Raw genomic sequence first — 17341 nt, 5'->3', positions numbered from 1 at the left:
GCGCCGTGGGGAACCGGGCTGGAGGACGGGGCATGTACCTCAAGAACGTGCGGGTGCGGAACGTGCGTGGGTTCCGCGGCGCCCGTGAGGTGGACCTCGACCTCACCCGGCCCGACGGCTCCTACGCCGGGTGGACGGTGCTGGCCGGCCGCAACGGCTCCGGCAAGTCCACCCTGCTGCGCGCCGTCGCCCTGGCGGTCAGCGGTCCGAGTGCGGCACGGGGGCTGGTGTCCGGCTTCGAGTCGTGGATCAGCGACGAGCGCTCGCAGGCGTCCGCGGAGGTCTGCCTCCAGCCTGATGCGGCCGAGGACAGGTTCAGCACGGGGCGGCCTCCGGTCGGCGTCTTCTGGGCGGGCTTGAAGTGGACCGCGCCGGACACCGCTACCGCGGCCGGTCGGCATGCCCAGCCGGCTCTGAGTCCGGTGGTCTACAAGAAAGCGCCGACCGCTGCTCAGCGCGGGCCGTGGGCGGACAACCCCGTCGGCTGGTTCTGTGCGGGGTACGGGCCGTTCCGTCGTCTCGTCGGTGGATCGGGGGAGGTCCAGCGGCGTATGGCGGGGGCTGGTGCCGTGGCCCGGCTCACCAGCCTCTTCCACGAGGACGCCTCGTTGGCGGAGGGTGTCAGCTGGCTCATCGAGCAGCACCTTCGATCCCTCGAAAACCGCCAGGGGGCGGCTGACCTGAAGCGCACCGCCCTGGAGATCCTCGGCGACGAGTTGCTGCCCGACGAGTACACCATCGGGGACGTCGACTCCGACGGCCTGTGGGTGGCGCACGACGGCCGGTCGTTCGCCCTTCGGGAGATGAGTGACGGTTACCGCACCGTTGCCGCGCTCGTCGTTGACATCCTCAAGCAACTCCACGACACCTACGGCGCCATCCACGTCGAACGCGACAGTGGCCACCCCGTCGTGACCGTTCCCGGTGTCGTGATCATCGACGAGATCGACGCGCACCTGCACGTGTCGTGGCAGAAGCGCATCGGTGGGTGGCTCAAGCAGCACTTCCCGCTGGTCCAGTTCCTGGTTACCACCCACAGCCCCTACATCTGCCAGGCGGCCGACCCCGCAGGGCTGATCCGCCTGCCTGGCCCCGACGTCGATGAGGCTCCCCAGGTCGTCGGGACCGACCTGTACGACCGGGTGGTGTTCGGCAGCGGCGACGATGCGGTGCTGTCCGAGCTCTTCGGTCTCGACACCCCGTACTCGCAGCGTGCGGACGAGGCCCGGGCGCTCCTGGTCGCGTTGGAGATGAAGATCGTGTCCGGTGAGGCCGGCGAGGACGAGCGGGAACGGTACCGCCTGCTGAAGCGGACACTGACCAGTTCCCCCTCTGCCCGGGTCGACGAGGTCGCGGCTCGGTTGTACTCCCTGACCGGGCACGTCGTGTGATCCGGATCCGGCGGCTTCCCCTGCCCGAACCGCCGCGCTCCCGCATGGCCGAGTGCACATCCGAGATCGTGCTGGCCCCGGAACCCGAGACCAAGGCGCGACAGCTCTGGAAGAACACCACGGTGCGACGCCACGTGCACGCGCCGCTGCGGGATCTCCTCGCCGACATGGCGGCCGGGCGGGAGCGGTGCATGTACTGCGGAGACAACCAGGCCACCGACATCGACCACTTCGAGCCGATCGACCGGCGTCCGATCCGCGCCTTCGACTGGACCAACCACCTCCTCGCCTGCTCGCTGTGCAACAGCCACCTGAAGGGTGCCGCTTTCCCGCTCGACGAAGGCGGGAAGCCACTGCTGATCGACCCCACGGCCGAGGATCCGACACCGCACCTGCGCCTGGTCCTGGCAGTCGGCAGGTACCACCCGCTCACGCCCAGGGGCCAGGCCACCATCGACGTGTTCGACCTCAACCGAGGCCTGTTGGCAAAGGGCAGGGTGAACGCCTACCACGTCACGAAGGCCTGCGTCGCCCAGTGGGCCGCAGCCACGGCCCAGGGCGACCACGAAGCAGCTGACCAGTGGGCCGGGGTCGTCAACGAACAACCGATGGCCGATGTCGTGCAGGCGATGCTGCATCAGGCGCTCGATCCCGCCGCCGAGATCGTCTTCGAGGACGACTCCCGGCTCCTCGCACACCTTCGCGAGCCCGGGCTCAGGTCTGCCCTGCTCATCCGGTAGCGCCACGCTCTCCGTGAGTGATCCCGGGTTCGCGATTCGCCTGGCGTGCCGGCAGAGCGCGCGCTCACCATGACGCGCCGAGCAAAGATCACCTCCGTGGCTGGTGGGTGGTTGACCCGGATTCGCCCGCGACGGCCGGACTGGCCGGTGGGCCCGAGGGCACGGCCGTCGGGCGCCGGATGCACCTCTTGCTGAAGGGGCGTCGGATCACTGCTACTCGCTGTGACTGGAGGCGCTGGCGGACAACGCGACGACGGTTGGGCCGGTTGCGGAGGGAGAGGGCAGTCGGACGATGCCGATCTGGTTCGTCTACAGTCGAGCCGGTATGTCGACGGAAGGACATGGCGGCGTGGGGAACGACAGCGAGTACTGGCAGTGGCGCGACGAGGTTCTGAAGACCGAGAGCCGCGCCAAAGGAGGGGAGCCGTGCAGGCTGTGCGGGGAGGCCATAGCGCCGACCGCTCACTGGAAGCAGCGGGACCGCCATGTGTGCTCGCCCCGGTGCAACGCCACGCTCAATCGTCGGTTGAACCGGCAGATCGAACGGGGCGAGGTCAGCCCACCGACCGTGAACGCCCCGGATCCCCAACCGTCGCGTGGACCCCAGGTGTTCCGGACCCTGCCTCAGGACTCGCCATTTCCGTATGAGTTTCTCGGCTACTCGCCCAAGCCGGGCGATCTCGTCGAGCGCCACGGTTCTCGCACCGTCTACCTGCCGCTGTCGGTCCTGCTGCCGGAGAATATTCCCTGGCAGGTCACCGCAGGAGCACCGGACCACTGGCGGCTCGACCGCGTGGTGTTCGCCCTGCACGAGGAAACAGGCTCGACCTGTTTCTACGAGGTCGATGAGAGCGGCACCCCGACGTCGCTCCTCCTGGGCCAGTACCTCGGCCTGCACAAGGTCGACACATACACGCCCTTCGAAGCCCGCGGGCGGACCTGGCGCTGGTACCAGGAGATCATCCGCGACATCGACCAGGACGGCAACGAGTACACCTGGACGGCCCACGTCTGCGGCTTCCAGGACATCCCCACGCTGTGGACCCCCGCGTACGTAGCCCGCTCCCAGCGGCTCAAGCGCATCAGCGCAGCGGCCAGCAGCTACGCCAGCCGCATGCGCAGGTTCGGGCAGGAGGGCGAGATCGAGCGTCTGGACCCGCAGGCGATCTTCGAACGAGACGGTTGGGTCTGCCAGATCTGCCACACCGCAGTTGACCCGGCCTTGTCATGGCCCGACATGTGGTGCGCGACCCTGGACCACCGGGTGCCGGTGACTGCGGGTGGCGATCACACCAGCGACAACGTCCAGCTGAGCCATTGGATGTGCAACCTCCGCAAGGGCGACCTTTTCCTCACGGAGTGAGCGCGTTGTCTCTGCCGGACCTCTCCCAAAGACGGGCGTCTGCGCTGGCTCACTGCGGGAGAGCGACCATGGCACCGTCCCGGCGACAGTCCGGAACAGCGCCGGGGCGGAAGATTTCAAGTCCAGTGAGACGGTCGTGAGGCTATGAGGTTTGTGGTGCGGGTTCCCTGCGCTTGGCGGGGTCGTTGATCCACGCCGCCTTCGGGATCTCGGGTGGTCTGGGGCGGCGGCCGAAGCGTTCGGGGTGCCGTGGGTAGGCCTCGGTGAGGGTGACGGCCCGCTGGTCGCGGATCTCCTCCGCGGTGCCGAAGTGGACGCCGGCGGGTGTGTGGGGTCCGATGCCCGAGTGCCGATGCTCGTGGTTGCTTGTGTCCTGAACGTGAGGAGTGGCTTTATGTAGGTGAAGTCAATTCTGCGGTTCTGTGTGGGAGATGAAGGAATGTAGGGCCCTTCGGAGCCGCCCTGCGGGGGGAGGCTTCAAACCGCCTCATGCTGCGGCAGCTGAATACTGTCGTGGTGAGCGATGAGGAAAAGGCGTCGTAAGAGGCGTCAGGTGGGGATCGGAAAGACAAGCGCAAGCGAATCGCTGCTGACGTGTCGTAATGACTTAGATGACATCGAAACCGGGGTGTGCAACCAACTCCGGGATGAGCCTGGCGGATACCCGTTTACTGGCCAGGTGGTGTCCGGCATGTAGGCGATGTGAGTCCGGTCTGCGGCTCCCGCATGGAACAGGAGAAGGCGTGTCTCGATACTGCCCGTCCCTCGCGGCGGGCGAGAGGGAGTGTCCCAAGCGGCAGTCACCGCAAGGGATCGAGTACCGACGCGGGACCCGCTGGCGGACCGGCTCGTAGTAGTGAGGAAGCCCCTGTAACGGGGGTGGAGCGAAGGGGCCGGGTCGCTCGTGACTGAGTTGATCGCATCAACCGGATGTTCTCCGGGAGGAGTCCGATGGACCAGTTGAAGTCACAGTCCAAGCCGTTTGAGATTTCGAAATGGGAAGTGAAGGAGGCATGGGAGGACGTCAGGGCGAATAAAGGTGCACCAGGGGTGGACGGGCAGAGTATCGCCGACTTCGAAAAGGACCTGAAGAACAATCTGTATAGGGTCTGGAATCGGATGTCGTCGGGCTCATACTTTCCGCCTCCGGTGCGGATGGTGGAGATTCCCAAGCCCCAAGGAGGCGAGGCGAGAATCCTAGGGATTCCGTCTGTTGCTGACCGTGTGGCGCAAACCGTGGTGGCCAGGCATCTGATGCGGAGGGTGGATCCTGTATTCCACCCTGATTCCTTCGGATACCGACCCGGACGGTCTGCGCTGGACGCGGTCGAGCGGTGCAGGGAACGCTGCTGGAAGAAGGACTGGGTGATCGACCTCGACGTCCAGAAGTTCTTCGACAGCGTGCCCTGGGACCTGCTCGTCAAGGCGCTGGAGGCTCACACCGATGCCGTATGGGTGATTTTGTATGTCAAGCGGTGGCTCGCCGCCCCGCTTCAACTGCCCGACGGCAGCCTGCTGACCCGGGAGAAGGGGACACCGCAGGGTGCCCCGGTATCTCCCGTCTTGGCGAACCTGTTCATGCACTACGCCTTCGATCTGTGGCTGGAGCGGGAGTTCCCGACGGTCACGTTCGAACGCTACGCGGACGACGCCGTGATCCACTGCGTCTCCGAGCGACAGGCCCAGCACGTCCTGGCCGCGCTCACGGACAGGATGGAGGAGGTCGGGCTGCGACTGCACCCGGCCAAGACCCGGATCGTGTACTGCCGGGACGGCAAACGCCAAGGTACCTACGAGTACACGGCGTTCACCTTCCTCGGATACACCTTCCGTGCCCGCAAGAACCGGGACAAACACGGCAGACTGTTCCTGTCGTTCGACCCGGCGGTCAGCAAGGACGCCCTGAAGAAGATGAGCGCGCAGGTCCGCTCCTGGCACCTGCACACACGCTCGGACCTGTCCTTCCCCGAGCTCGCCCGGCGCATCAATCCCGTCGTGGCGGGCTGGATCAACTACTTCGGGCGTTTCCGTCCAATGGAGCTCGATCCTCTCCTTCAACGCATCAACGCCTACCTGGTGCGATGGATCCGCCAGAAGTACAAACGGTTCGCCGCCAAGCGGAAGGCCCTCGCGAAGCTGCGGGAGATCGCCCAGCGATACCCGCGGATGTTCGCGCACTGGCGTCACACCGCGAGAGCAGCCTCGGGCTGGTGACCAGGGCGACAAGAGCCGTGTAACGGGAGACTGTTACGCACGGATCTGTGAGAGCCGAGGGGTGAGAATCCCCTCGGCTACTCGGCAGTACGAGATGAAGGCGTCGAACCATTCGCGGGCGTGGGCCAGGGAGTCGAACCGCTCGGGGTAGTCGGACATGTACTTGGTGGTCTTGAACTGGGCCTCGCTGGAGGGGTTGTCGTTGGAGACCTTCGGGCGCGAGTGGCTTCTGGTGACGCCGAGGTCGATCAGCAGCTGGGAGACCTTCTTGGAGGTCATCGAGGTGCCCCGGTCGGCGTGCACGGCCTCGGGGGCGATGCCGTTGCGCGCGATGGTCTCGCGGATCAGCTCCTCTGCCCGCTCGGCTGATTCGGCCGGTTCGACGGTGTGGCCGACGATGTAGCGGCTGAAGATGTCGATGATGACGTAGGCGTGGTACCAGATGCCCTTGCTGGGGCCGGCGGCTTCGGTGATGTCCCAGGTGAAGACCTGGGAGGGTCCGTCGGCGACGAGTTCGGGCACCGTCCTGGCCGGGTGGGCGGCCTGGCGGCGGCGCTCACCCGACGGCCCGTGTGCGCGCAGGATCCGGTACATGGTGGAGACCGGGCAGTGGTAGCGCCCGGTGTCCAGCTCGCGGGCCCAGATCTGCGCGGGCGCCAGCTCGGCGTACTCGGGGCTGTTCATCAACTCCAGGACCGCATCGCGTTCTTCTGCCGTCAGAGCCGACGGCTGAACCTGTGGCGGCCTGGGCTCGCGCACGGGCGGCGGCTTCAGCCTGCGGTAGTGGGTGGCCCGGGAGCGGCCGGTCAGCCGGCACGCGGCCGTGATGCCCAGCTCGTGTTCGAGGCCGGTGAACGCCTCGTCCACGACGGGATCCGCGGCGTGCGTCAGTCCGCGCTCTCGGAGATCATTTCCAAGAGCGCCGACGCTTTTCCCAGGACCTCCAGCGGCTTCAAGCGTCTGGACGAACTGCTTCCCGGTGCTGGCCGGCGGAAGGCTGGGCGGGCAAAGAATTCAGGGGACACTCCGCGGTGCGCACAGCAGGATGACGCACTGTGAATCCCGCGCTGCTCGGCCTCGCCGTGAACCCCGCCCTCCCGCCCGACCTGGTTGACCGGCTGATCGACGCTGCGGACGAGGAGCTCGCAAGTGAGCTGGCGCTGCGTCCGGACCTGGACCGCGATCAGGTCCGCGCGCTGGCAGCTCGATCTGTCACGGTTGCCGTCCAGCTCGCCTACGGCTGCCGGCTGCAGCCGGAGGATGTCGATCCGGTCTCCCAGCCGTTCGCCGCACTCGCCCTGCTCGACCAGGGGGTCGGCCTGCCACAGTGGGCCCGGCACTTTGCCGCAGATCCGTGCGTGGAACACCGGGAGAAGCTGGCCGCGTGTCCCGGGCTCCAGCCGGACGTGGCCCGAAGCCTCGCCGACGACCCCGGCACCCGGGTCGTCGCCGAACTCGCCCGATGGGCCCCGACGTACCTGGCCGCCGAACTCGCGTGCCATCCGCATGCAGAGGTCCGCCGCGCGGTCGCCGGCAATGAGGCGACGCCAGCGGAGCTGCTGGCGGCGCTGCTCACCGGCGAAGGCCTGCCTGCGGTGCGGTTCTGCCGAGTCTGCGACCAGGAGGAGGTGCCCTTCGTCCATGCGCCGGACTGCCCTCATGGCGATTGCGTGCTGTTGCCCGGGGACGCGTGTGATGGATCCCATCAGTCCGCCGTGCACGACATTCAGTGGCAGGCGCTGCACAACGCGGCCACCCCGGCGCCGGCCGTGGCCCGGTTCACCGACCACCCGTCGGCGCTGCTGCGTGAACTCGTCGCCGCACGCGAGGGTCTGCCGCGGCACGCCTACGCGCAACTGGCCGGGGACCCTGTGCCGTGGGTCCGCGCGGCACTGGCGAAGAACCCGTCGATCGACGAGGCCCTGGTCCGCAGGCTGGCCCAGGACCACGGCCACGACGTCCAGCGGTCCCTCGCACACCATCCGGGCCTGCCGCTGGACGTGTTGGCACAGCTCACCCGCTCCACCAAACTCGGCTCTCCGCTGCTCCCACGCATCGCTGCGGCCACGCTTGCGGAGGTTGTCGACCTCGCCACGGCCGCCGACCCGACCCTGCGCATGCTGGTCGCCCTGCGCCGGGACCTGCCGGACGCGATCCGCGACATGCTCGTCCGCGACTGCGACGCGAAGGTCCTCAAAGCAATCGCCCCGCACCCGGGTCTCACCGAGGACCAGCTGCTCGCCATGATCGACCGTCACGGTCTCCGCGTGGCCGCCAAGGCCGCCACGAACCCTGACGCGACCGCGCTCGTCCTGGAGGGACTGACCCGTCAGCCCGTCTCCGCGCGCAAGGCCTTTCGGGAGGTCGCCCGCCACCCGAACGCCTCGCTCGCGGCGCTTCTCGCATGTCTGGCGGACCCGCAGGCCCGCCGCGTCGCCGCCGCGCGTCCAGAGATCCCTTCCGCAGTCCTCGTCGGCCTTCTGGCCGACGAGGACTGGCAGGTCGTGACGGCGGCCGCCGCCAACCCTTCCCTCCCCGCTGATGTCATGACCGGGCTCCTGCCCTGAGGCGCAGACTGCTCTCGATCGTCCGGCTGTCGGCGGTGGCCTGTTCAATGACTGTCATGAACGTTCAGGAGCTCGTGACTGTGCTTCCCGACCCCGGTGTCCTGCGTGCCCGCTGCCGGGCGCTGGCGCTGCTCGACATCGTGCTCGACGGCTTCGCCCCGAGGCACGGCTATGTCCTGGGCTGGCGTGCGGGCGTGGACCTGGCCACGATGGAGAACGGTTCCGGTGATCTGTACGGGATCGTCTTCGATCCGGCCGGGGTCTTTCTCTACGGTTTTGACCATGAATGCGACGCCACGCCGTGGCGGGAGTGGCCCAGGGCGCACTGGCCTGGGCTGCTGGAGGGCCTGCCCGCCGCGCTGGCGCACTACCCGGCTGATCCGGAGCTGCAGTTCGAGGGCTTCTTCGACGTGACGGTGTGTGCCTGGCGCGAGACGGGCGCGACCTCGTGGCAGTGCGGTCCTGTGGTTTTCGAGCCCGGGGAGTCCGATGGAGCTGGTTGGCTCTTCGGGGTGCTGACCGACGGCAGTGCCGAGGCCGTCTGCAGTGACGCGGAGGACTACTACGAACGGCCCGTCGACCGGCAGGCTGTCGCCGCGCTCCTGGCGGGCGCCCCGCTGGACCCTCGGACGGTCGGTGCGCTCAATCCGGCGGCGGACTTCGAGGTGATGGCCGAGCGTGCCAGCCTACTCGGCTACGCGGTGGCGGATGCCTGAACGAGCGGCCGGCTGTGCCTCCTCTTGTCGGTGCTCGTGAGTAGGGTGCGACCCCAACGCGGCTTCACTGCAAGGAGGATCCTTGGGCGCGAAGACTGGTCTGCTGGTGTACGCCGACGGGGACGTGCCTCGTCGCCTGGGGCAGGTGGGTGGGGCGGACCTGGGGCGGACGGCCGCCATGATGCGGCGCCTGTACCCGGGTTGGGTGATCGAAGCGGCTGGCGGTTCGACCTTGTGGGACGGGGTCTACCCTCCGGACGATCGGGCCTACGCGGCTGTGAGCTGCTCTGGCCTTCTTGGGGTCCAGAATGTCACCGTAGGTCGGTAAGGGGCCAGATGGGGTCGGCCCCGGTGGGTGGGGTGCCGGGGCCGACTCTTCACTGCTCACCAACCCGCGGCGGTGGTCGCCGTTCAGTCCTGATCGGAGAACTCGTAGTTCTTTCGACGGTAGGGGCTGGAGATGGCGGCAAGGCGGCTCGGCGGTCAGATGTCGCCGTGCTCGCTCAGGCTCGGCTCGCCGTCCAGCCGTACCAGCCAGACCGCCTCCGACTGGAAGTGCAGGACCGCGTCACCGGGTACCTGGGCCAGTTCGTCCGCCGGGACCTGACCGTGCCCAAACCCCGTCTGTGCGCCCAGGGTTACTGGCGCCCCTGACCCCCGGCCGACCGGGCCGACGGTGCGCCGGGCCCGGGGTGCGTCAGGGCAGCAGCAGGGCGGCGAGTTCGTCGAGCAGTTCCACCGCCCGGCGGGCCCGCTGATCGTCCGGCACCGCCCGGGCGATCACCGGTTCCACCGGTTCGGCGACCCAGCCGTGGACGGCCTGGCGGGCCATCGCGGAGACGGTGAGCAGGGTGCGCCGGCCGTCCGACGGGTCGGCGGCCGCGTCCAGCAGCCCGCGTTCGCGCAGCCGCGCGACCGACCCGGAGACGTGGCTCTGCGCGAAGCCCGTCCGCACCCGGATCTCCTGGACGGAGCTGGCGGGGTGGCCGAACACGTCGGCGATCACCGCGACCTCGCCGGGGGTGAGGGTCTGCGAAGCCGGGTCGGTGACCATCTCCCGGCCGAGTTCGGTCAGCCGCTTGCCGAGTCTGAGAAGCCGTACGCCGTCCACCCCGAAAGAATACATCTTCACAGATGCATCGGTGCCGATGTAAGTTCTCGGCCATGACGCCCCAGACCCCCGAGGCCCTGAGCCCGGTGTCCCGCACCGCCCTGTCCGTCGCCCTGGTGCGGGCCTACGAGAGCGCCCGGCCCGAACCGCTGTTCACCGACCCCTACGCCGCCGCCTTCGTCGCCGCCGCCGGGATGCCGCTGCCCGACGGGCCCCACGGACCCCTCGCCAGGCGCCTGGTCGCCCACGGCATCCTGCGCACCCGCTTCTACGACGACCGCCTCCTCGCCGCCGGAACCGGCCAGGTCGTGCTGCTCGCGGCCGGCCTGGACACCCGCGCCCACCGGCTCGCGTGGCCGTCCGGCACCCGACTGTTCGAACTCGACCTCGCCCCGGTGCTGGCCTTCAAGCAGCGGGTCCTGGACGGGCTCGGCGCCGCCCCCGCCTGCGAACGCGTCCCGCTGGCCGCCGACCTGGTCGACCCCGACTGGCCCGGCCTGCTCACCGCGGCCGGGTTCGACCCCGGGCGGCCCACCGCCTGGCTGGCCGAGGGCCTGCTGGTCTACCTGAGCGCCGACGAGGCGGCCGGCCTGCTCACCGCCGTCGGCGCGCTCTCCGCCCCCGGCAGCCGCCTGCTGCTGGAACAGGGCCGCGACGTCACCGGCACCCCGCAGGACCCGGCGCTCGCCCACATCACCGCACTGTGGCGGGGCGGCCTCGGCCCCGGCACCCACGACTGGCTCGCCGCCCACGGCTGGACCACCCACCTCACCTCCCTCGACCACCTCGCCACCACCCACGCCCGCCCCCTCCCGCCCGCCGCCGGCCCCGGCGCCCCCGGCTTCATCGAAGCCCACCGCACCGGGCCCGCCGCATGACGGCATAGCTCTGACCTGGCGTGATCCCTTGACCTGCGCTCAGATCGCCTACGGCTCCCTTCAGCGGCTCGCGGCCTTGTGGATCACGTTCGGCGGGGCAGGCGCCGACGGCCTGGGTGAACGTGCGGTTGCCGACAGGTCGACGGCTGTCGCGCGGAGTCGCCGAGGGGAGCGGGTGGTCAGAGCCCTCCGTTGTCACCCTGGGTGATTGTCGAGGGGATGCGTCGTGTGTCCGGGCGGGCGGTCTCGGTGGCGGGTCAGGTGAGCCGGTCGCGGTGGCGGGTTGCGGTTTCGCGGACGAGGTGGGCGAAGCGTTCGCGGCTGCGGTCCTGGTGCTGTTCGGCGTGCTCGTCGTCCCGGTCCTCCGCCTCGTCGGCATCGGCGTCCTCGTCGTCGGGGTCGTCGTATTCCTCGTGGAGGAGCTGGCAGGCGTGGATGCCGGTGAGGAGGTCTTCGAGGAGGTCGGGGGCGGGGCGTTTGGGGTCGAGGGGGGTGAGGCGCAGGCCGGTGTCCTCGGGGTCGGTGTCCGGGCCGGTGTGTTCGGTGAGGTCGTCGTCGAGGTCTTCGAGGTGTTCGCGCACTTGAAGGACGCAGGCTGGCGCCGCGGGTCGTCGGCAGCACCCCCACCGCGCCTGGTCCCGGGCGCGATGGCGCGCCGTCGCAGGCCGTCGGCCCCGCCATGTCCGCAGGGTTGCAGCAGTCGTCCCACCGTGCGACATGCGGGAGTCAGTCCCAGGAGGTCGGCCGTCACCGGAGCCCGCACCCGACCCGAAGGCCGCGAAGGGGCGGGGAAGCGGTGGAAGCGTGGGTATGGCGGATGGGACGGCGGGTATCAATCGCGCGTCGGACAACGCAGTTTGATGCTGTGACACAACGGCGCCGGCCAAGGGAGTGAATGTGCGCGGCGAGGACGTCGGGTGACGGCGGCGAACGCGACGGGCCGTCCGGTGAGCGCCGGTGGCACCGGTCTCGCGGGGCCCGAAGTCGCTGTCGCCGCGTTCCTGCACCGTTGGGGCATGGTGCCCGAGGGCGAGGTGAGGGACCGTCTGCTGCGCACGGGGATCGGCGGCAGTGTGGCCCGGTGCTTTCCGGCGGCCGACGCGGACGGCAAGCGGATCATCACCGAGGCCTTCACCTGGTTCACGGCCTTCGACGACCTCCACGAGCCCGGGACCGGCCCCGAGGCTGCGGACACGGCCGCCGCGATCGCCGGCCTCGTCGCCGTCCTGGACCTGGACGGCGCCGGCGAGTCGCCTGCCGGCTGCGGCACCGGGCAGGGCGCGGCGGTCGCCGCGTTCGCGGCGGTGAGCGCCGAACTGCGCCGCCGGCTCACCCCTGCGCAGTTCGGCCGGCTGGCGGACGCGGTCCGCGGCTACCTCCTCGCCGTGCTGTGGGAGCACTCGGCCCGCGACGTCCGCGCGGCCGACTACCTCGCCATGCGGCGCCACCTGAGTTTCGCCCGTCTGCTCCCGCCGCTGCTCGAATGGACGACGGGCCGCGAACTCCCGGCCGGCCTGCACGACGCCCCGGTGACCCGCCGGCTGCTGACCGAGTTCTGCGACGTCGTCCTGATCCACAACGACCTCGTCTCCTTCACCTGGGAACAGGCGCACCGGGGACGGGCCGAGGACCTGTCCAACCTGATCACGATCACCGCACGCGACACCGGGCGCCCGAACGCGGAAGCCGCCGCGGTCGTGCGAACGATGCTCGACACGGCGCTCGACCGGTACCGCGTACGGCGCGCCGCCGTGGCGGTCGGCGCCCCACAGGCCGGCGCCTACCTGGGCGCGCTGGACGACTTCCTCGCCGGGCTGCTCTCCAACGGTCTGCCGGGCCGCTACGGAACCGGGCCGGCGCCGCGCGCACCACTCTCCGACGACGACGGGCGGCACGCATGAGCGGGGGCCCGGTACTGCCCCAAGTGCCCGGCGCGCTACCGCTCCTGGGACACACCGTCGCCCTCCTGCGCGCGCCGCTGGCGTTCCTGGAGCGGCTTCCGGCGTACGGCGAAGTGGTGGAGGTCCGCCTCGCCGGCCGCAGGATCGTCGTGGTGTGCGACCCGGAGCTGACCCGGACGATGCTGGTCCACGACCGGGTCTTCGACAAGGGCGGCCCGCTCTACCAGCGGCTGCGCGAGGCGGGCGGGCACGGTGTCGCCAGCTGCCCCGCGAGCGACCACCGCCGCCAGCGCCGCCTCGTCCAACCGGCGTTCCACCAGCCCCGACTGCCCGGCTACGCCCAGGTCATGACCGACCGCGTGGAGAAGGCTCTCGGCAGCTGGCGCAGCGGGCAGCGGATCGACCTCACCCAGGAGGCCCGGAAGATCACCGCCGGCGTGGTCATCGCCGCCTTCTTCGGCACCGGCCTGGACGAGGCCGCCCACGCCCGCCTGGCCGCCGACTTCACCGTCATGATGGCGGGCTTCTCCCGGCGCATCCTCATGCCCGAGGCGCTGTGCGCACTCCCCATCCCCGGAAACCTGCGCCACCGGAGAGCCACCGAACGCATCCGCCAGGAGCTGGGCCGGCTGATTGCCGACCAACGCAGCGCCGACACGGCCGCGGACGCCGCCCCGAACCTGCTGTCCCTGCTGCTGGCGGCCCGCGACCCCGACAGCGACGCCGACGCCTTCACCGACCACGAACTCGTCGACCAGGCCATCACCATGTACACCGCGGGCACCGAGACCACCGCGGGCGCGGTCTGCTGGGCGCTCCACCTCGCCGCCACCCACCCCGACGCCCAGGAGAAGCTGCGGACCGAGGCGCGCACCGTCCTCGGCGGACGCGCCGCGACCTGGGAGGACCTGCCCCGACTCGGCTACACCCGGCAGGTCCTCACCGAAGCGATCCGGATGTACCCGCCGGGCTGGTTCCTCACCCGGGAGACCACCGGCGCCACCGAACTCGGCGGACACCACCTGCCGGCCGGCACGACCGTCGCCTACAGCCCCTACCTGATCGGGCGCCTGCCCGCGCTCTACGAGGACCCCGGCCGCTTCGACCCCGACCGCTGGCAGGCAGGAGAACGGACTCCGCAGGCCCCGGCCACCGTCTTCGGCGGCGGCGCCCGCTCCTGCGTCGGCGACCGGTTCGCCATGGTCGAGGGCGTCCTGCTGCTCGCCTCCATGGTCGGCCGCTGGCACCTCGAACTCACCCCCGACAGCCTCGCACTGCCCCGGCTCCCGCAACTCACCCTCAACCCCGGCCGCATGAGGGCCACCGTCACCGTACCCAGCGGGATCGACACCCCGCCGCAGCGGCAGTGCCCGGCGTCATGAACCACACCGTCGCCAGGCCCGCCCTGCCCGGCCCCGGCGCGCCGCCCGGCCCCGGCGGACCCGCGCGGCGCGCCGAGCGCGCGCGGCACCTCCTCGAACAGGTCGACGCCGACCCGTGGGGGCGGTTCACCCCGTCCGTCTACGAGACCGCACGCGTCCACGCCCACCTGCCCCGCCTGCCCGGCGCCGCGAAGAGAGTCGGATGGCTCCTCGACCAGCAGAGGGCCGACGGCCGGTGGGGCACCGGCTCCACCGGACACCAGGTGCTTCCGACCCTCAGCGCCACCGCCGCGCTGCTGTCCCACCTGCACGACGAGCCGCCACAAGGCCGGATCCCGGCAGCCGTCACCCGTGCCCTGGCCGCCCTGCGGCACATACCCGGCCACGGCGCACCACCGGACACCGCAGCCGTCGAACTCCTCGTCCCCGCCCTGCTGGCCGAGGTCAACCGGCTCCTCGACGCCCCGGCCACCGGCCGGTACCCCGCACTGCACCACTCACCCCGCCTCGGCCCGCTCTGCGGCCAACCCGCCGACCTTCCCACCGCGCTCACGCACCGGCTCCACCGGCTGCCGCAGCTGCCCGTCAAATGGCACCACTGCTACGAGGCACTGGCCGCCCGGATCCCCGACCGCCTCGTCCCGCCGCCTCCCACCGGGCTGCTCGGCGCCTCACCCGCCGCCACCGCCGCCTGGCTCGCCACCACACCCGCCTCCCCCTCCCACCGCCCGGCCGCAGCCGCCCTCGAAGCCACCGCGCACCGCTACCGCGGCCTGCTGCCCGAAACGGCCCCACTGGCGGCGTTCGAACGCCTCTGGGTCCTCTCCGCGTTCGCCAAGACCGGACTGCTGACCGGAGCCGAACACCTGGCCCGACGATGGCTCGAACCCCTCACCGAGCACGGCAGCGTGCGCGGCGCACCCGGACTCGCGCCGGACGCCGACGACACCGCCATGGCGCTCTTCGTCGCCGCCGAACTCGGCCTGCCGCACGACCACGACGCGCTCGCCCCGTTCCGGACCGGCGACCACTTCGCCTGCTACCTCGGCGAGGACATCGGCTCCCTTTCCGCCAACGCCCACGCCCTGCTCGCGCTCGGCGCCTGCCTGCCCCACCACCCGGCCCACCGCGAGGCAGTCGCCGCACTGCGCACCTGGCTCACCTCCCAGCAGACCCCCGCCGGCCACTGGACCGACAAGTGGCACGCCTCACCCCTGTACGCGACCAGCCGCGCCGCCACCGCACTGGCCCGCCACGGCGGCCCCACCGCCCGCCCCGCACTGCGCCGCGCCGCCGAATGGGCGATGCGGACCCAGCACCCCGACGGCTCCTGGGGCATCTGGGGCCCCAGCGCCGAGGAAACCGCCTACGGCAGCCAGATCCTGCTCGCCGCCCCGACCACCCCCACCGAGCCCCTCACCCGCGCCCGCACCTACCTCGCCGACCACCTGACCGACGCCCTCGCGAACCCGCCCCTGTGGCAGGACAAGACCCTCTACACCCCCACAGCCGTCGTCGAGGCCGAGCTCCTCGCCACCCTCCACACACTTCCCTGAACAACCCCGGCCACCAGTTGGGCCGGATGGACACCCCGAACCCCACCGAGAGGAGCACCACGCCACCCGTCGCCACGCCGGGTACGGCGCGGGCACAGCGGCGATCCGACGTAGCCTGCGCCGACCTGACCCATCGTCAACCACCCCTCCGTCATCCCGTCGAGGACCGTGCTGATCGACATCGGGCGGTGACGGCGGCGGTCTCCCGGGATCGCAACCGGGGGACTTTCCCGGCGGCTGGCGGCCGGTGGCCTGTTGGCGGGCCGGCCGCGCCGGTGGGTGGCGTCGCGGTGGCGCCGCTCGGTCGCCTCCAGCTCGGCGCGGGCCTCGGTGACCTGCCGGTGCCGAGGTTCGCCGCCTCGTCGGGCGTGGCGGCAGAGCGCGCGGGGCGGTGCGCGAGGCACGTCAGAACCACGCGGTGGTGATCGTGTACGAGTCCGGTCCGGTGGTGTCGGGGTCCACCGGCTGACCGGCCTGGGTCGCGTGTCGCCTCCTGTGTCGCAGACCACCCGTCTGACCTGCGACGATTGCCACCGTGCTCGCTGAGCAGCCTGCCCTTACCCGCACTGCCACGTGTGAACGTGGAGCGAAAGGAAGTCCCATGATCTTCATCACGGTCAAGTTCGCGGTCCGCCCCGAGCGCGCCGACGACTGGCTCAGCCTGGTCGACGACTTCACCCAGGCCACCCGCAACGAGCCCGGCAACCTCTTCTTCGAGTGGTCCCGCAGCGTCGACAACCCCAACGAGTTCGTCCTGGTCGAGGCGTTCCGCGACGGCGACGCGGGCAAGGAGCACGTGGAGTCCGCGCACTTCACCAAGGCCATGGACGACCTGTCGTACGCGGTGGCCACCAAGCCGCAGATCGTCTCGATCGAGATCCCCGGCATGGACGGCTGGGGGGAGATGGGCGAGATCACCCCCCGGTGACCTCCGAGGGCTGCTGTGCCCGAGGAGCGCAGGAGCCGGGGAGAGGAGGGGACCGTGTCGGTTGACCACGGGGAACGGCCGGTCGATCCGAGGATCGACCGGCCGTTCGGTGTCCGTGGACGCGGCTGAACGCCGATGGGGACAGCAGGCCTCACCTGCGGGGTGGTGCGGGAGACGCTGGAAACGTTCCGCTCGATCAGGTCCAGCAGGTGTCGGACGGCCTCGTCCGCGTCGGGCCGGTGGACGGCGACGATGCGGCTGTACGGGCAGGGGGAGGAGCCCAGTGGGCTTCACCCCGGACTATCGGTCTTCGGGAGATCCGGACGGAGCCCGTAACAGGTGTGCTGCCAGTCCAGTATCCGGAGCGACTCCCCTGGCTTGCTGCAGCCGGCGAGGCCGTCCCGCACGACGTCGACCAGACGGTCGAGCTTTCGGTAGCCGGGGTCGTCGTTCAGCTCGTCGAGACTCCACGTGATCGAAGGCGAGGGCTCCGTGATGCCCGGGAACTCGTAAATGCTGGGCCGGAAGTCGAACTTGGCATCGAAGCGGTCCCAGGTCCCGGCGTATTCGGGGTCGTACAGCCGGGCGGCGCCG

17 protein-coding genes are annotated in these 17341 nt (G+C 70.5%); 13 read left to right on the top strand and 4 right to left on the bottom strand.

The window, feature by feature from the left end; translation table 11 throughout:
* Positions 1-32: 32 nt before the first annotated feature.
* From ACIQIB_RS17880 to ltrA, 4 genes are all read left to right on the top strand, one after another.
* The gene (locus tag ACIQIB_RS17880; protein WP_363614088.1) at positions 33-1391 is read left to right on the top strand and encodes an AAA family ATPase; all 1359 of its coding nucleotides are present in this window, start codon (positions 33-35) and stop codon (positions 1389-1391) included.
* A gap of 44 nt (positions 1392-1435) precedes the next feature.
* The gene (locus ACIQIB_RS17875; RefSeq protein WP_363614090.1) at positions 1436-2131 is read left to right on the top strand and encodes an HNH endonuclease; all 696 of its coding nucleotides are present in this window, start codon (positions 1436-1438) and stop codon (positions 2129-2131) included.
* Positions 2132-2423: 292 nt separating this feature from the next.
* Positions 2424-3494: an HNH endonuclease signature motif containing protein gene (locus tag ACIQIB_RS17870; protein WP_363614092.1), complete on the top strand. Its 1071-nt coding sequence runs from the start codon at positions 2424-2426 to the stop codon at positions 3492-3494.
* A 951-nt stretch (positions 3495-4445) separates the two neighbouring features.
* The gene (gene ltrA / locus ACIQIB_RS17865; protein WP_363615376.1) at positions 4446-5708 is read left to right on the top strand and encodes a group II intron reverse transcriptase/maturase; all 1263 of its coding nucleotides are present in this window, start codon (positions 4446-4448) and stop codon (positions 5706-5708) included.
* 33 nt (positions 5709-5741) lie between these two features.
* On the opposite strand, the gene ACIQIB_RS17860 is transcribed toward ltrA, so the two are convergent.
* Complete coding sequence (locus tag ACIQIB_RS17860) at positions 5742-6575, bottom strand: transposase (protein WP_400758873.1); 834 nt, start codon at positions 6573-6575, stop codon at positions 5742-5744.
* Between the two features lie 188 nt (positions 6576-6763).
* Here ACIQIB_RS17860 and ACIQIB_RS17855 point away from each other — a divergent pair, with 188 nt between their 5' ends.
* The 4 genes from ACIQIB_RS17855 (at position 6764) to ACIQIB_RS17840 (ending at position 9645) form a co-directional block, all read left to right on the top strand.
* Positions 6764-8275, top strand: coding sequence for a hypothetical protein (locus ACIQIB_RS17855; protein ID WP_400758870.1), 1512 nt, complete (start codon positions 6764-6766; stop codon positions 8273-8275).
* A 56-nt stretch (positions 8276-8331) separates the two neighbouring features.
* Positions 8332-8991 carry a hypothetical protein gene (locus ACIQIB_RS17850; RefSeq protein WP_400758867.1) on the top strand — a complete coding sequence of 220 codons (660 nt, stop codon included), beginning with the start codon at positions 8332-8334 and terminating at the stop codon, positions 8989-8991.
* Between the two features lie 106 nt (positions 8992-9097).
* Positions 9098-9319 (top strand): DUF6928 family protein, encoded by a 222-nt coding sequence (locus ACIQIB_RS17845; RefSeq protein WP_400758926.1) that lies wholly within the window; start codon positions 9098-9100, stop codon positions 9317-9319.
* 167 nt (positions 9320-9486) lie between these two features.
* A complete protein-coding gene (locus tag ACIQIB_RS17840) occupies positions 9487-9645 on the top strand; it encodes a hypothetical protein (protein ID WP_363607694.1) in 159 nt (52 codons plus the stop codon).
* 43 nt (positions 9646-9688) lie between these two features.
* On the opposite strand, the gene ACIQIB_RS17835 is transcribed toward ACIQIB_RS17840, so the two are convergent.
* Positions 9689-10117, bottom strand: a complete 429-nt coding sequence (locus ACIQIB_RS17835) for a helix-turn-helix domain-containing protein (protein ID WP_363607794.1) — start codon at positions 10115-10117, stop codon at positions 9689-9691.
* Positions 10118-10155: 38 nt separating this feature from the next.
* Here ACIQIB_RS17835 and ACIQIB_RS17830 point away from each other — a divergent pair, with 38 nt between their 5' ends.
* Positions 10156-10980 (top strand): SAM-dependent methyltransferase, encoded by an 825-nt coding sequence (locus ACIQIB_RS17830; RefSeq protein ID WP_400758864.1) that lies wholly within the window; start codon positions 10156-10158, stop codon positions 10978-10980.
* 257 nt (positions 10981-11237) lie between these two features.
* Here ACIQIB_RS17830 and ACIQIB_RS17825 read toward each other — a convergent pair whose 3' ends face one another.
* Entirely contained in the window at positions 11238-11561 is a 324-nt protein-coding gene (locus ACIQIB_RS17825) for a Voldacs domain-containing protein (protein WP_400758861.1), read from the bottom strand.
* A gap of 336 nt (positions 11562-11897) precedes the next feature.
* Between ACIQIB_RS17825 and ACIQIB_RS17820 the strand changes: the two genes are divergently transcribed.
* From ACIQIB_RS17820 to ACIQIB_RS17805, 4 genes are all read left to right on the top strand, one after another.
* Positions 11898-12881 (top strand): hypothetical protein, encoded by a 984-nt coding sequence (locus ACIQIB_RS17820; RefSeq protein WP_400758859.1) that lies wholly within the window; start codon positions 11898-11900, stop codon positions 12879-12881.
* A complete protein-coding gene (locus tag ACIQIB_RS17815; RefSeq protein ID WP_363607697.1) occupies positions 12878-14263 on the top strand; it encodes a cytochrome P450 in 1386 nt (461 codons plus the stop codon). The genes ACIQIB_RS17820 and ACIQIB_RS17815 overlap by 4 nt, the downstream gene beginning before the upstream one ends.
* Positions 14260-15819, top strand: a complete 1560-nt coding sequence (locus tag ACIQIB_RS17810) for a prenyltransferase (RefSeq protein WP_400758856.1) — start codon at positions 14260-14262, stop codon at positions 15817-15819. The genes ACIQIB_RS17815 and ACIQIB_RS17810 overlap by 4 nt, the downstream gene beginning before the upstream one ends.
* A gap of 601 nt (positions 15820-16420) precedes the next feature.
* On the top strand, positions 16421-16747 hold the full coding sequence (locus ACIQIB_RS17805; RefSeq protein ID WP_400657468.1) for a putative quinol monooxygenase: 327 nt from the start codon (positions 16421-16423) through the stop codon (positions 16745-16747).
* Between the two features lie 290 nt (positions 16748-17037).
* On the opposite strand, the gene ACIQIB_RS17800 is transcribed toward ACIQIB_RS17805, so the two are convergent.
* Positions 17038-17328: a DUF2716 domain-containing protein gene (locus ACIQIB_RS17800; RefSeq protein ID WP_363607795.1), complete on the bottom strand. Its 291-nt coding sequence runs from the start codon at positions 17326-17328 to the stop codon at positions 17038-17040.
* Positions 17329-17341: the final 13 nt, after the last annotated feature.

This window comes from Kitasatospora sp. NPDC092286, from assembly GCF_044755565.1.
Classification (GTDB): Bacteria; Actinomycetota; Actinomycetes; order Streptomycetales; family Streptomycetaceae; genus Kitasatospora.
The sequence above is the reverse complement of the archived record's forward strand: the minus strand, read 5'-3'. Positions and strand labels throughout refer to the sequence as shown.

What these genes read in the sequence shown, in the direction of transcription:
- ACIQIB_RS17830 (WP_400758864.1), top strand. Translation starts at nt 10,156, where the DNA reads ATGACGCCCCAGACCCCCGAGGCCCTGAGCCCGGTGTCCCGCACCGCC.
- ltrA (WP_363615376.1), top strand. Translation starts at nt 4,446, where the DNA reads ATGGACCAGTTGAAGTCACAGTCCAAGCCGTTTGAGATTTCGAAATGG.
- ACIQIB_RS17810 (WP_400758856.1), top strand. Translation starts at nt 14,260, where the DNA reads ATGAACCACACCGTCGCCAGGCCCGCCCTGCCCGGCCCCGGCGCGCCG.
- ACIQIB_RS17835 (WP_363607794.1), bottom strand. Translation starts at nt 10,117, where the DNA reads ATGTATTCTTTCGGGGTGGACGGCGTACGGCTTCTCAGACTCGGCAAG.
- ACIQIB_RS17870 (WP_363614092.1), top strand. Translation starts at nt 2,424, where the DNA reads ATGCCGATCTGGTTCGTCTACAGTCGAGCCGGTATGTCGACGGAAGGA.
- ACIQIB_RS17875 (WP_363614090.1), top strand. Translation starts at nt 1,436, where the DNA reads ATGGCCGAGTGCACATCCGAGATCGTGCTGGCCCCGGAACCCGAGACC.
- ACIQIB_RS17805 (WP_400657468.1), top strand. Translation starts at nt 16,421, where the DNA reads ATGATCTTCATCACGGTCAAGTTCGCGGTCCGCCCCGAGCGCGCCGAC.
- ACIQIB_RS17880 (WP_363614088.1), top strand. Translation starts at nt 33, where the DNA reads ATGTACCTCAAGAACGTGCGGGTGCGGAACGTGCGTGGGTTCCGCGGC.
- ACIQIB_RS17815 (WP_363607697.1), top strand. Translation starts at nt 12,878, where the DNA reads ATGAGCGGGGGCCCGGTACTGCCCCAAGTGCCCGGCGCGCTACCGCTC.
- ACIQIB_RS17850 (WP_400758867.1), top strand. Translation starts at nt 8,332, where the DNA reads ATGAACGTTCAGGAGCTCGTGACTGTGCTTCCCGACCCCGGTGTCCTG.